Source organism: Bradyrhizobium lupini (genome assembly GCF_040939785.1).
Lineage (GTDB): Bacteria > Pseudomonadota > Alphaproteobacteria > Rhizobiales > Xanthobacteraceae > Bradyrhizobium > Bradyrhizobium canariense_D.
Map to the genome: position 1 here is coordinate 2201571 of NZ_CP162553.1, position 14384 is coordinate 2215954.

Sequence of the window (14384 nt, forward strand, 5' to 3'; positions counted from 1 at the left end):
GCCGCAGTCATAGCGGCGCCGAGACGCGTTGGATACTTACATTCGCAATCAAGGTAAAATGAAACGAAGCATTAGCCATCCGACGGCAACCCCTGCGCGATGCCGCGAAAGCGCAGCGGCGCCAGCGCGGAGGCGCGCTGCCACCAGTCGGCGACGCGGTCGTCGAGCGCGGTCAGACCGCGGCCTTGGCCGGGAAATATCCGGATCTGCTGCACCGCCTCGGCTTCGAACCCCCTGCCCTTGCGGGTGATCTTGAGGGCGGCGCCTTCGCGGTCCCGCTGGGTCAGCGGCACCAGAAGCCGGCCGCGCGGACGAAGCGACCGAAGCCAGAGCGGATGCGGCTGCGAGAAGCCGGCATGAACGATGATCACGTCGGCGGGTTCGCCGATGTCCTCGCATCCGTCGCCATGGACGACCGCGACGTTGCGATAGGCGCCAAGATAGGTTGCGGCGCGCGCCGCAAGCCGCTCGTCGCATTCGATTGCCTGCACCCTGCCCTTGGGCCCCACGATCTTCGACAGCACGGCTGAGAAATAGCCGAGCCCGCAGCCGATCTGGACCACACGGTCTTTTTCCCCGACGTCGAGCAAATCGATGAAATGCGCCCACAGGCTCGGAAGTCCGGTATCAAGCTTGCGGCGCGCATCGATCGCGACCAGCACATTGTCCTGGAGATGAACGGGATCAGCATCCGGCGTCAGCCGATAGTTGCGCGCCGCCTCGGTCTTGATGCGCCACGGCCCCTTCGCCAGAAAGTTTTCGCGCGGAACAGTGCCGAGGGCTTCGAGCAGGCGCGTTGAAGAGATCCGCTCGCGTTTTGAGATCAGCTCCACGTAACGCGCACGCGCGGCGGCAAGATCGCTCATCTCACGGAATCGGCCTGTTTACGAACAAGCGCGTCCACGCCGAGCTCGTCGATCAGTTGCATCGCCTGTTTCAGGTCCGGCGTGGAAAAGCCCTCGCTGAACTTGGCCACAATCGGTACGAGCAGGAGACGAGCGTGCTCGCGCTTGCCGGCTTGGTGCGACAGGCGCGCGAGGCTGACGGCGGTGCGAAGCTCCCAGGACAGAGCGCCCTGCTTACGCGCGATCTCCAGCGACAGGTTGAACAGGTCCTCGGCCTCCTGCACCGAGGCCGGATTCTCATCCGACAGGGTGATCTCGCCTTGCAGGCGGTAGACTTCGGCGAGGTAGGAGTGGTCGCCGGTCCGTCTTGCGGTCGCGAGCGCACCGTCCAGCGCGCGCAAGGCGGCATCGCGCATTCCGACCTTGGCGTAGGCCTCCGCGAGCAGGCAGCGGAACCAGCAGCCGGCGAGCCAGGAATCCATCGCTTCGTATTCGTCGAGGCCGAACCGCATCTGGCTGAGGCCTTCGTCGGCCTCGCCGAGCTGCGCCAGCGCCCAGCCGCGCAGGATCGCCGCCTGCTGCTTCCAGTGCAGGAAATTGTGCTCCGTGGCGATGATCATGGCGCGGTTGGCATGGTCGCGCGTGCCCTCAACATCGCGCAAATGCTGGCAGAGATAGGCGCCGAACACGAGCGCGAAGGCGAGCGTGAATGGGTGGCGGATATTCTCGGCGTTCGCGATCGCCTGTTCGCTGTGCTGGCGCGCCGCGTCGGGCCGGCCGAGGAACCACAGGAGGTAGCCGAGATAGGACAGCGAGACGACACCGGGATCGGTGCCGTGCCGCTCCATCAGATCGGAGTGCAGGTCGGGGCTGTAGAGGTTGATGCAGCGGTGCAGATGATGCTGGGACGCGGCAAAGCGCCCGCGATAGAGCATAGTCATCGCGATCGAGCGATGCGCCTCGATCAGATAGCCGGTCTGCTGCGCCGGTTGCGTCCCCTCGTTCAGCCGCTCGCGCTTGGCGAACTTCAACAGCTCGACGCTGAGATCGTGCGCGCGGGTCAGATCGGCGCGGATGAAATGACAGACCCAGAGCCCGCGCGTGGCGGCGAAGGCCTTTTCGTCGTCGTCGAGCTGCTGGCCGAGTTCGAGGGCGCGGACGTAGTTCTCCTCGACCTCCTGCACGGCATAGCCCTTGGCGGCGATCAGCGCGTTGCCGAGCGCGATGCGCAATTCGAGCTCCATCTCATCGGCGCCCTGCATGCGCGCATTGGCCTGCACGACGCCGAGGCCGCGGCCCAGATGCCCGATCGCCTCTAGATTGGCGCCACTCTTGGCCGCCTGCTTACCGGCCTTAAGCCAGAAGCTGGCGGCGCTCTCGCTCTGGCCGGATTCGGTCATATGATGGGCGAGCAGTTCCGGTTCGCGCTCGGTCTTCTCGGGATACATCTCGGCCAGCACCTGGGCGATCCGGGAATGCAGCTTGCGCCGCTCGCTGTGCAGCAAGCTCGCATGCGCGGCGTTCTGAATCATCACGTGCTTGAAGGAGTAGAGCGCGTCGGGCGGATGGCCGCGGCGCATGATCAGTCCGGCCTCCTCCAAATGATTGAGCGCGGCCTCGATCTGTTCGGCGGGTGTGTTGGCGACCGCGTGCAGAGTCTCGTAGGAGAATTCGCGGCCGATGGTGGCACCGATTTGCGCGATCCGCTTGAACGGCCCCATCCGGTCCAGCCGCGCCATCAGCGAGTCCGTCAGCGTCGCCGGGATCGCAAGCTGCCGCCACGGACCCGACAGCACGTAGCGCCCGTGCCGTTCGGTCAGGAGGTTGGATTCGAGAACCGTCTTGGTCAGCTCCTCCAGGAACAGCGGCACGCCGTCGGTCTTGACGATGATCTCCTCGATGACCTCCTTGGGAAGCTCGCGTCCCGCCACGCGCTCGACCAGCGTCGCGCGCAACTGCCGGCTCAACCGGTTCAGCACCAGGGTCGTGATATGCGAATGGGCGTTCCAGCTCGGCTGGAATTCGGTGCGCGCGGTGATGATGACCAGGATTGCCCGGTTCTGTGCCCGGTCGACCAGGAGATCGATCACCTCACGGGACGTCGGGTCGATCCAGTGCAGATCCTCGAATGCGATCACCAGCGGCTGCTCGCGCGCAAGGCCGAGGAAATGATTGACCAGCGCCGCGACGGTCGCATCCTTTTGCTGCTGCGGCGACAGCTCGAGCGGCGGATAGCGGTCGCCGGTCGGAATGGACAACAGCACGGCAAACAGCGGCGCAACCTGCTCGATGTCGCCATGAGCGGCGGCGATCGCGGTCTCCAGGCTCGCCAGCGACTGAACGGACGCATCCTCGCGATCGAGACCGAGAGAGAATTTGAGCTGCTCGGCGAACGGATAGAACGCCGTGGAGGTGTAATAGGGCGAGCACTGGAACGAGACCTGTCCATGGCGATCGCCCGCGATCCGGTCGAAGATCTCCTGGATGATGCGCGACTTGCCGATGCCGGGCTCGCCGAACTTGACCACGACCTGGCCCTCGCCCTCCTTGGCCTGCTGCCAGCGCCCCATCAGCAGCGCAATCTCCTCCTCCCGGTTGACGAGCGGGGTCAGCCGCGTGCCCATGGCGGCGGCGAAGCGGGTCTCCACCCGCGAGGCGCGCATCACGTGCCAGGCCTGGGCTTTCTCCGAGATTCCCTTGAGCACGTGGACGCCGAGATCGCGGTAGTCGAACTTCCCCTTCAGCAGCGACTGGGTCGACGTGGAAATCACCACACCGTTGGGCGGCGCCAGGCCCTGCAGGCGCGCGGCGAGATTGACGGTTTCTCCGACCGCGGAGTCGCGCTCTTCGGTGCCCTGTCCGACGAGGTCGCCAACCACGACGAGACCGGTTGCGATGCCGATGCGGACGGCGGGTGAGTGGCTGAGCGCGCCACGCGGCTCGATCGCGCGAGCGGTCGACAGCACCCGGACGATTTCCAGCCCCGCACGCACGGCGCGCTCGGCGTCGTCCTCATGTGCGGTCGGATAGCCGAAATAGACCAAAATACCGTCTCCGACGAAGCGGGCAGCAAAACCTTCGTAATGCTTCACGACGCGGACACAGGTTTCGCGGAAGCTCGCGATCATGTCGCGCACGTCTTCCGGATCGAACTGCACCGAGAGCGAGGTGGAATCCACCATGTCGCAGAACATGGTGGTGAGCTGACGCCGCTCGGCGCCGACCTCCGTCCGGATTTGCGGGCGAGCCGTCGCGTCGGGCTTCTCCGCGGTTTCGGCCCGGAACAACGCGGTCATGGCGCGCTGGAGCCGCTTCCGATCGCCGAGCGGCAATCCGAGCTCGATCAGATCGGATTCGGTCAGGTCCGCCATGACGTCGAGATCGAGACGGTGCTGCGCGAAGAGATCGGTATAGTGGCTAAGACCGATACCCTCGAGCCAGCGCTTCAGCCCGCCTTCCGCTCCCGTGCCCGGCTCATTCTCCAGCATGGTGATTCCGCCCGACCAATCACTCCGTCGAAGGGCTTAGGGCCCCGCAACCACAGATTTTGGGGCCAAAACTTCACCTCAGACTGGACGCGTTTCCTAACTTCTTGGAAGAATAGCCCAATCGGATCAAAAGGGAACGGAATTGTCGGACGCCACACGCCCAGCCCCGCGGGAAGCGAGCACGACGGCCGAAGCGAAGATATTCGAGGATATCGGCGGTCTTCTCGATTTCCATGCACGCAAGATGCCGGTGGCCCCCGCCCTCCTCGCCACCGGCCAGCCGGTCCTCAACTACGGCGGGATTGGCGCGCGGACGCAGGATCTCGTCCGCACGCTGCGCGGGCTCGGCATCGCTCCTACCGACCGCATCGCGGTTGCGTTGCCGCGCGGTGCCGACAGCGCACTGGCCCTGATCGCGGTAGCCTCGAGCTGCGCTTGCGTTCCCGTCAATCCCGATCTGACGGCGGACGAGCTGCAACGCTATTTCAGCGAATTGAAGCTGACGGCGCTCGTCACCCGGGCCGACACGAACTCGGCGGCCCGCGATGTCGCCAAGGCGCTCGATATTGCGGTGATCGATTTCGTGCCGGGGCCGCAAGACGATCTCGGCGGCTGCGCGTTGGTCGGGCCGGCGGTCGGACCGGCGAGCAGCAGCGGCGCCTCGCGCGGCGACGACGACGCGTTCATCCTGCTGACCTCGGGCACGGCGGCGCGACCGAAGATGGTGCCGCTGACGCATCGCAATGTGTGCCTCTCCGCCTACAATGCCGGCCGCGTGCTCTCGCTCGCGTCCCACGATCGTCTGCTCAACGTCCTGCCGCTGTTTCACGCCCATGGTCTGATTTCCGGCCTGCTGACGGCGCTGGCCGCGGGCTCCAGCGTAGTCTGTACCGAGGGTTTCGACGCAGCCTCCTTCTTCGGCTGGATGCGGCAGCTGCGACCGACCTGGTACACGGCAGTGCCGACCATCCATCGCGCGCTGCTGACGGCGGCGGAAGCCAACCCGGATCTTGCCCGATCGTCGTCGCTGCGCGTGATCCGCTCCGCCTCGGCCTCGCTTGCGCCTGCGATCCTCGACGGGTTGGAGGCGACGTTCGGCGTTCCCGTGCTCGAAACCTACGGCATGACGGAGGCGGCCTCGCAGATCGCGGCCAACCCGTTCGAGCTGCGCAAGGTCGGATCGGTTGGCCGCGCCGCGGGCCCCGAGATCACAATCATGGACGAGACGGGCCGCGCGCTCGCCAGCGGCCAGCACGGCGAGATCATGCTGCGCGGACCCAACATGAGCCGCGGCTACTATAATGACGAAGCGGCGACGCAGGCTGCCTTCCGCAACGGCTGGTTCCGGACCGGCGATCTCGGCTATCTCGATGCCGACGGCTATCTCTTCATCGTCGGTCGCATCAAGGACGTCATCAACCGCGGCGGGCAGAAGATCTCGCCTCTGGAGGTGGAAGAGGTTCTGCTCAGCCATCCGGCGGTGCTGGAAGCCGGCGTGTTTGCCGTCCCGCACCCGAAGCTCGGCGAGAACGTCGCCGCAATCGTGGTGCTGCGGCCGAATTCCGAGGCGACCTCCGACCAGTTGCGCCAGTTCGCCCGGAAACGGCTCGCGGCCTACAAAGTGCCGAGCCTGATCCGCAGCGTCGCAACCCTGCCGAAAGGCGCGAGCGGCAAGGTCAAGCGCAATGCGCTCGCCGAGCTGATCGCAACAACGGGCGGCGGCGAGGAGGAGGCCCGTCTGCCGCGCAACGCGCTGGAGACCGAGCTCGCCGGGATCTGGGCCGATCTGCTGGAGCTGCCGCAGGTCGGGGGAGATCAGGACGTCTTTGCGCTCGGTGCCGACTCGCTCGCGGTGACGCAGATGCGTTCGCGCCTGCGCGAACGCTTCAATGTCGATTTCTCGTTCGAGGACGTTTTTGATTGCGCCACGGCCGCCGCGCTTGCGGCCCGGATCGAGACCGCCGCAATCCATCGCGAAACGATGCTACCGGCCTGGCGCCAGGCCGGGGAAGCAGACGCGCCGCTGTCGTTCCAGCAGCAGCGGATGTACGTGCTCTCGCGGCTCGACCCCACGCGCTACAATTATAACGTCGTCGAAGTCGCGCTCCTCAAGGGTGGGCTCGACGTCGCCGCACTTTCTGCGAGCCTCACCGCCGTATCGGCGCGCCATGAGGCGTTGCGGTCGGTCATCGTCGAACGCGAGGGCGAGCCGGTGCAGCTTGTGCTGCAATCGCCACCGCGGTTCGAGCGGATCAAGCTCAAGCCCTGCCCCGCGAACAAGCGGGTCGCTGTTGTCAGGCGCGAAGCGCTCCGGCTCGCGCAACATCCGTTCGACCTTGCGAACGAGGCACCGCTGAAGGTCACGCTGCTCTCGTTCGACAAGAGCAGCCATGTGCTGGTGGTCAACGTCCACCACCTCGTCACCGACGGCTGGTCGCAGCGGCTGTTCTGGGAAGAACTCGCCGCCCATTATTCGGCAGCGCGCAAGAACGACGTGACGGCACTGCGTTCGCCCGCCTTCCAGTACCGCGAGTTTGCGCTCTGGCAGCAGAGCTGGGCGCAGACGCCGGCGGCCAAGGAGCAGCTCGATTACTGGCGGGTGCAACTGGACGGCGTCACCACGCTGCCGCTGCGAACCGACCGCCCAAGGCCGGAGGTCTGGAGCGGCCACGGTGCCCGTCACTATCTCGAATTCTCCAAAACCCTGTCGGCCGACCTGCGCGCGCTGAGCCAGAACCAGGGCGTCACGCCCTTCATGACCCTGCTCGCCGTGTTCCAGTGCCTGCTGTTCCGTCACACCGGACACGAAGATGTCGCGACCGGATCGCTGATCGCCAACCGCAATCAGATCGAGAGCGAGCGCCTGATCGGACTGTTCGCCAACACCCTGATCCTGCGCAATGATTTTGGCGGCGATCCGAGCTTCGGCGACATGTTGCGCCGGGTACGGCAGGTCACGCTCGATGCCTATCGCAATCAGGATCTCCCGATCGAGGAAGTCCTGCGCTCGCTTCAGATCGCACGAAGGACGGACGGCAATCCGCTGTTCCGGATCATGTTCATCCTCCAGAATGCCTCGATCGAGGCGGCACGATTCTCCGGTCTGTCGACGCGGCGGATCGAGATCGATCCAAAAGTGGCGCGATTCGACATCACGCTCGAACTGGTCGAGGCCGACGGCCGTTTCACCGGCTTCTTCGAATACGCCACCGATCTGTTCGACGCGGCGACGATCGAGGGCATGGCCGCTCAGTTCAAAACCCTGCTCAAATCCGTCATCGCCGATCCGGAGCAGCGCATCTCCCGCCTGGCACTCCTGACCGAGGCCGAACGCCGGCAGCTGCTGGCGCAGGGCCGGGGCGTGCCGGCCAATTTCGTCGCGCGCGGCAATTTGAGCGAAGGTTTCGATCGCCAGGTCAAGAAGACGCCGAACGCGATCGCGGTGTCGGACGGCCGCACATCCCTGAGCTACCGCGAGCTGGCGCGCCGCAGCCAAGCGGCTGCGCGCTGGCTCACTCTCGAAGGCGTCGGCGCCGAGGCCGTGGTCGCCTTGCTTGCAGATCGCGGGCCCGACCTGCTCGCCGCGATGATCGCCGTACAACGCGTGGGCGCCGCCTTCCTCAATCTCGATCCCGACCAGCCGCGGGAACGGCTCGCAACCATCCTCGGATCGAGCGGGGCCCGCATGCTGCTGATCGAACGGGCGCAGTCATCCATGGCGGAGGCGCTGCTCGAACCGCTGGTCGAGCGCATCCAAATGGCCGAGCTCGAGGACGCGATCGCGCCAGCGTCGGCCAAGCCGGCCCCCGCAAAGCGGCGCGCGGCGTCGAGCCTTGCCTATCTCATCTACACCTCCGGGTCCTCCGGCGCGCCCAAGGGCGTCATGATCGAGCAGCGCGGGCTGTCAAACCATCTGGCGTCGCTCATCTCCGAGCTGAACCTCTCGTCCCGGGACGTGATCGCGCAGACCGCGCCACAGAGTTTTGTCATCTCGGTGTGGCAGTTCCTCGCGGGGCCCATGGTCGGCGCGCGCGTCCACATCTGCGGGACCGCGATCGTGCAGGACCCGATTTTGCTCGCGCGCGAGATCGAGCGCGAGGGCATCACGGTGCTCGAGATCGTCCCGTCGCTGCTGCGCGTGATCCTCGATCGCATGGACGAGGCACAAATCCGACGCGCCTTTGCGAGGCTGCGCCTTCTGATCTCGACGGGCGAACCGCTGCCCGTCGATCTCTGCAAGGCCTGGTTCGCCCGCTGTCCGAAAGTGCCGCTGATCAACGCCTATGGTGCGTCGGAATGTTCCGACGACGTCTCGCTGCATCGCCTGACCAAGGCGCCGGCGACCGACATAGGCCATGTCCCGGTCGGCGCGCCGCTGCCGAACATGCAGCTCTACGTGCTCGACGCAAACCTGCAGCCGCAGCCGGTCGGCGTGACCGGCGAGCTCTGCATCGGCGGCGCCGGTGTGGGCCGCGGCTATGTCAACGATCCCGCGCAGAACCGGCAGCGCTTCCTGCCCGATCCGTTCTCGCGCAAAGCAAGCAGCCGGCTGTACCGGACCGGCGACCTCGCCCGCCGCCGTGCCGACGGCACGATCGAATGCCTCGGTCGCGCCGACCATCAAGTCAAGGTCCGCGGCTACCGTATCGAGCTCAAGGAGATCGAGAACGCGCTTGCCGACCATCCCAGTGTGCGCGCCGGCATCGTCGAGCCGCGTCGCGAAGCGAGCGGCGATGTCAGGCTGATTGCCCATATCGTCGCAAGATCCGGCAGCCGGAGCAGCGCCAGCGAGCTGCGCGATTTCCTGAAGAGCCGGCTGCCGGACCATGCCATCCCGTCCGCGTTCTTGTTCCTGGATCAGGTGCCGCTCAATGCCCATGGCAAAATCGATCGGACCGCGCTGCTGGCGCCGGCGCAGCAGGAAACGTTCGAACCGGATGCGGCCGTGCCGGCGCGGCGCTTCACCGAAAAGGTGCTGTCCGACATCTGGATCGACCTGCTGAAGGTCGAGAGCCTCGGCGTCACCGACAATTTTTTCGACCTCGGCGGCCATTCGCTGCTGGCGGGCCAAGTCATGGCGCGGGTCGCTCGGGCGCTCGGCGCGTCGCTGCCGATCAAGACCATCTTCGAGGCACCGACGATCGACGAGCTTGCCCGGCGGGTCGACGAGGTCGTGGCGGCAAAGCCGCGCAAGCCGGCTGCAAGTTTTGCAAGGCTGGCTGGCGCGAGCCTGGCCGAAGGCAGCCCACCCACGCTCTCGATCGCGCAGGACCAGATGCTGCGGATCGAGCAGAATCTTCACGGACTGCCGCTGTTCAACCTGCCTTTCGCTTTCCGCCTCCAGGGGCCGCTGAATCCGGCCGCCCTGGCGCAGGCGATCGACGACATCGTGCGCCGGCACGAATCGCTGCGGACTCATTTCGGCTGGAGCGGCGGGGAGCCCGTCAGCCGCATCGCCGCGCCCGGCGCCCTCGGCCGTGTCCTGAGTGTCGAGACGATCGGCGACGGTCAGCCCCACAATAACAAGCGGCGCAAGGCGCTGGAACTCCGCAAGATCAATCTCCTGATCGAACAGGAGACCTATGTCCCGATCGACACCACGCGCGCGCCGCTGCTGCGCGCCCGGCTGTTGCGGCTCCACGATGGCGATCACGTGTTGCTGCTGACGCTGCATCACGCCGTCGTCGATGGCTGGTCGATCGGCGTGATGTTCGAGGAATTATCCAACCGTTATGCGGCGCTGGCCGGCTATCGGTCGGTGCCGCTGCCGAAACCGCCGCCGGCCTTTGCGGACGTGGCGCGCTGGCAGCGCTGGTGGTGCGGCACCGATGCCGCCCGCCGTCAGGCGGCCGACTGGACCGAGAATTTGCGCGGGGCGCCTCCCCTCTTCGAGGGCGAATCAAGGCCGGGCCCGTCCAGGGGGCACCATCCGGTCAGTCTCAAGCGTGAGCTGATCGGCCGGCTCGCGGCTTTCGCCGGCCAGCACAATTGCACGCTGTTCATGTGCCTGCTGGCCGGCTTGAAAGCCGTGCTGCTGGCGCGGACCGGCCGCGACGACATCTCTATCGCCACCGCCATGGCCAATCGCGGCCAGCCGGACACCGACCGGATCGTCGGTCCGTTCGAGAACACGGTGATTGTTCGTACCAAAATCACGCCGGAGCTGTCGTTCGCGCAGGCCGTAGTCCGGGTCCGCCAGAGCGTGCTTGACGCGCATGCGCGCCAGGAGCTGCCTTTCAACATCCTGGCCGATCATTTGGAGCAGGAGGGGGTCAATCCAGCCTCGCTGCTCCAGGTCTATTTCACCCTGCAAAATCCGCTGCGCCAGCCGCTCGATCTGCCTGATCTCACGACAGGATCGATCGGCAACATCGCCCGCGAAGGCCAGCCGGTGCTGCCGATCGACCAGACATGGCTGTCGCTGATGCTCAAGGAGCGGCCGACGGGGATCACCGGTTCGTGCAATTACAAGAGCGAGCTGCTCGACGGCGCTACGGTCGGCCAGTGGATGGAGGATCTCCTCGCGCTGCTCGCGGCCGCCCTCGCCCAACCCAACACACCGCTCGGCCGATTGCTCAATCGCAGGGCGGCATGACCGGCCGTACATCACGGACGAATACGGGGTCACTCGTCAAAGCTGTGAATGACCAAGTTGCATCTTGATTATTTGGCGCCATCGCGCAAGATTATTCTCGCGTTTTGATTTGGACGAGTATTTTCAACCGGGGAGTTCGTTATGGGTTTCATCAAATTTACCAAGGGCACCTCGTTGAGCGACAAGGACCGCAAGGCCCTGCAGAAGTTGCTCGGCGCCGAGAAGAAGAAGCTGCAGTCCGCGCTGAAGGACGTCGACGCCAGCATTTCGATGTTGGGCGGCTCCAAGAAGTCCAAGAAGAAGAAGAAGACGTAAGACTCGTCGGCCGGGACGCCGCACGAATCTTCAGGCTTCAGTTTTCGGGCTTCATTTTTCACATTTGGCCGCTCGCGTGTCGAGTTGGGGTCTCGCACAAGCTTGCGCCCGTAAACCGGCCAGCAATCGACAAGGATTCGCCCGAGTGGACCGCTAGAAGCGGTCCGCTTAGTTGATTCTTGCTCAGTTGATTCTTCCGTCATGGCAGGGGATTTGGCCCCGGCCTGGCGCCATGGGCCCAATTGATGGCAGACGACAGAATTGAACTGTTTGTCGGATTGATCGAGAATTTTGACACGCCAGGTGCGATCGATACGTGCCGGCGCCTGCTCTCGGTCGACGAACGGGTACGAGCCGACCACTTCGTGTTCGAGCGGCACCAGCGACAGTATATTTTCGCGCACGCGATGTTGCGCCTTGCGCTCTCGCACGTCGCACCTGAGGTCGCACCGACCGACTGGTCATTTGCGGCCGGGCGTTACGGGCGGCCGTTTGTCGCATCACCCAGGACATCGAGCACGCTGCATTTCAGCCTGTCGCACGCCGACGGCTGCGTCGCCTGCGTCGTGTCGGGGCATGAGACCGTCGGCGTCGATGTCGAGACCGTGTCGCGTCGGGTGGCGCCGCTGTCGACCGCGCTTCGGTTCTTCGCGCCGGAAGAGGTCGAAACGCTGCGCAGGCTGCCGGAGCCCGCCGCGACCGAGCGCTTCTTCGACTACTGGACGCTGAAAGAAGCCTATCTGAAGGCCAGGGGTTTCGGCCTCAATTTGCCGCTCGACGCCTTCGCGATGCAGGTATCGCGCGAGGCCATCGAGATCAGCTTCAAGCCCGATATCCCCGACGATCCGCAAGGCTGGCGATTCCAGCTGATCTCGCCGTCGCCCTCGCATCGTCTCGCGATCGCGGACGGCTCCCGCGCCACCGGCGGCCTTCCCATCACCCGCAATGGATGGCCGCTACAGGAGGCGGCTGAATGACGCCGCGGCGGCTGCGCGTCTTTCCCGCGATTTCGCGCAACCGCGACCCCAAGAAATATGTCGACGAGCTGATGCGGGTGGCGCAGTTCGCCGATCGCAACGGCTTCGAAGGCATCCTGCTATTCGAAGGCAACGACGTGTTCGTCGAGCCCTGGGCGATGGCCCAGCACATCATCGGCGAGACGACCCGATCCTCGCCGCTGATCGCGGTCAATCCGGTCTACATGCACCCGTTCACGGCGGCAAAATTCGTCTCGTCCTTTGCGCAGCTCCACGGCCGCAAGGTCTATCTCAACATGATCACGGGGACGGCGGTCAGCGATCTGCAGGGGCTCGGCGACGAGCAGTCGCACGCCGATCGCTATGTCCGGCTCGGCGAATTCGTTGCGCTGATGCGCCAGCTGCTGGCAAGCCCGCGTCCGACGACTTTCGAGGGCCGGTTCTACCGCGCCAGCAACCTGCAACTTCGGCCGCGCCTGCCGCCGGAGCTGATGCCGGAATTTCTGGTCGCAGGCCAGTCCGAGCCGGCACAGCGCGTCGCAAAGGAGACCGGCTGCATCAAGATGCAGATGTTGCCGCCGGATCTCGACCGCGGCCTCGATGCGCCGGGCATGAATTTTGGAATTTTCGCCCGCGAGGGACGCGACGAGGCGCGGCAAGCGGCAAAGGCGCGTTTCCGCGATAATGCCGACGATCGCGAGCTGCTCGCGCTCACCGTGGAGAACAGCGATTCCGTGTGGAAACGGCGCCTCTACGAGAGCCAGAGCGGCGAGCTCGCGGAAAATGGCTATTGGCTGCTGCCGTTCCTGACCTTCCAGGCCGACTGCCCCTACCTCGTCGGCAGCTACGCGGAGATCGGCGCGAAGCTGAAGGAGTTTGCCGCGAAGGGGCTGACCACGATCATGCTCGACATGGTCGCGGACGAGACCGAGATGCAGCACGTCTGCAAGGCGCTCGCGGCAAGCGGGATGTTTTGAGTTGTGGATGAAGTCGACCTAACCATCCACATCGTCATTGCGAGCGTAGCGAAGCAATCCAGAGTCCCTCCGCGGAAAGATTCTGGATTGCTTCGCTACCCTCGCAATGACGGAGAATGATGGGCTACTCAGCGAGAATCAGCGCGCCTCTTCGAAGCCGGCCAGCACCGAGGTCAGGTTCGCGCCGAGGATGTCCGAGAGGTAGCCGCCCTCCTGCACGAACACGGTCGGCAGGCCCATCTTCGCGATGGCCTGTCCGATGCGGCGGAAGCCCGGCGTGGTGACGGCGAGACCCTTGAGTGGATCGTGCTCGGAGGCGTCGAGGCCGAGCGCGATGACGAGGGCGCCGGGCGCAAAGGACTCGATCGCCTTGCGCGCGACGTCCATCGCCTGGATGTAGCCGTCATCGCCGGTGCCGATCGCCAGGGGAATGTTGAGATTTGTGCCAAGGCCGGGACCTTCGCCGCGCTCATGCGCATAGCCCCACACGTAAGGATAATACGCGACGGGATCGGCATGGATCGAGACCGTGTAGACATCCGGCCGCGCGTAGAAGATTCCTTGCGTGCCGTTGCCGTGATGGACGTCGACGTCGAGGATCACGACACGCTCGTGCCTCTGCCGCAGATGCGCCGCCGCGATCCCGCTGTTGTTGAGGAAGCAGAAGCCGCCGGCCATGTCGCGATAGGCGTGATGGCCGGGCGGCCGGCAGAGCGCATAGGTCGCATCCTCGCCGTCCATCACCATCTGTGCCGCGGTGACCGCGACGTCGGTCGCAGCGCAGGCCGCAGCCCAGGTGCCCGGGCCGATCGGCGCCGCGGTGTCGGCGGTGTGCCAGCCGAGCTTGCCGGTGATATGGGTGGGATAAGTCGCGGCATGGCGCACCGGATGGATATTGCCGATCATCTCCGGGCCGGAATCGCCGAGCGCGGTCCAGGCCTCCCAGGCCTCGCTCAGGAACGACAGATATTCCGGACTGTGGATGCGCGCACGCGGTCCCTGCCCGAATGTGGTCGGCTCGACCAGTTGATGCTTGCCGTCCTTGAGCCCTTTGAGCAGGCGGTCGGCACGTTCGGGCTGCTCGGTGGTGCGCTTGACCACACCGCGAACCAGGAAGAATTGCGGATCGTGGCTGCGATGCAGCTCGGTATGGACGGCTTTCACTCGAACACTCCGTGGTCGCTTTG

At 65.3% G+C, this 14384-nt stretch carries 7 protein-coding genes; 4 read left to right on the plus strand and 3 right to left on the minus strand.

What is annotated here, in order from left to right; genetic code table 11:
• Positions 1–71 precede the first annotated feature (71 nt).
• Positions 72–866 (minus strand): protein-L-isoaspartate O-methyltransferase, encoded by a 795-nt coding sequence (locus AB3L03_RS10710; RefSeq protein ID WP_204513716.1) that lies wholly within the window; start codon positions 864–866, stop codon positions 72–74.
• Positions 863–4333: an AAA family ATPase gene (locus tag AB3L03_RS10715; protein WP_204513715.1), complete on the minus strand. Its 3471-nt coding sequence runs from the start codon at positions 4331–4333 to the stop codon at positions 863–865. The genes AB3L03_RS10710 and AB3L03_RS10715 overlap by 4 nt, the downstream gene beginning before the upstream one ends.
• 142 nt (positions 4334–4475) lie before the next feature.
• Between AB3L03_RS10715 and AB3L03_RS10720 the strand changes: the two genes are divergently transcribed.
• From AB3L03_RS10720 to AB3L03_RS10735, 4 genes are all read left to right on the plus strand, one after another.
• Complete coding sequence (locus AB3L03_RS10720; protein ID WP_204513714.1) at positions 4476–10928, plus strand: non-ribosomal peptide synthetase; 6453 nt, start codon at positions 4476–4478, stop codon at positions 10926–10928.
• A 141-nt stretch (positions 10929–11069) separates the two neighbouring features.
• A complete protein-coding gene (locus AB3L03_RS10725; RefSeq protein WP_007600599.1) occupies positions 11070–11243 on the plus strand; it encodes a hypothetical protein in 174 nt (57 codons plus the stop codon).
• A gap of 245 nt (positions 11244–11488) precedes the next feature.
• Complete coding sequence (locus AB3L03_RS10730) at positions 11489–12220, plus strand: 4'-phosphopantetheinyl transferase superfamily protein (RefSeq protein ID WP_018455684.1); 732 nt, start codon at positions 11489–11491, stop codon at positions 12218–12220.
• The gene (locus tag AB3L03_RS10735; protein WP_204513713.1) at positions 12217–13197 is read left to right on the plus strand and encodes an LLM class flavin-dependent oxidoreductase; all 981 of its coding nucleotides are present in this window, start codon (positions 12217–12219) and stop codon (positions 13195–13197) included. Before AB3L03_RS10730 ends, AB3L03_RS10735 begins: the two co-directional genes overlap by 4 nt.
• Before the next feature lie 138 nt (positions 13198–13335).
• Here the strand turns inward: AB3L03_RS10735 and AB3L03_RS10740 are convergent, their stop codons facing one another.
• Positions 13336–14361: a histone deacetylase family protein gene (locus AB3L03_RS10740; RefSeq protein WP_018455686.1), complete on the minus strand. Its 1026-nt coding sequence runs from the start codon at positions 14359–14361 to the stop codon at positions 13336–13338.
• Positions 14362–14384 lie beyond the last annotated feature (23 nt).

What these genes read in the sequence shown, in the direction of transcription:
- AB3L03_RS10710 (WP_204513716.1), bottom strand. Translation starts at nt 866, where the DNA reads ATGAGCGATCTTGCCGCCGCGCGTGCGCGTTACGTGGAGCTGATCTCA.
- AB3L03_RS10715 (WP_204513715.1), bottom strand. Translation starts at nt 4,333, where the DNA reads ATGCTGGAGAATGAGCCGGGCACGGGAGCGGAAGGCGGGCTGAAGCGC.
- AB3L03_RS10725 (WP_007600599.1), top strand. Translation starts at nt 11,070, where the DNA reads ATGGGTTTCATCAAATTTACCAAGGGCACCTCGTTGAGCGACAAGGAC.
- AB3L03_RS10730 (WP_018455684.1), top strand. Translation starts at nt 11,489, where the DNA reads ATGGCAGACGACAGAATTGAACTGTTTGTCGGATTGATCGAGAATTTT.
- AB3L03_RS10735 (WP_204513713.1), top strand. Translation starts at nt 12,217, where the DNA reads ATGACGCCGCGGCGGCTGCGCGTCTTTCCCGCGATTTCGCGCAACCGC.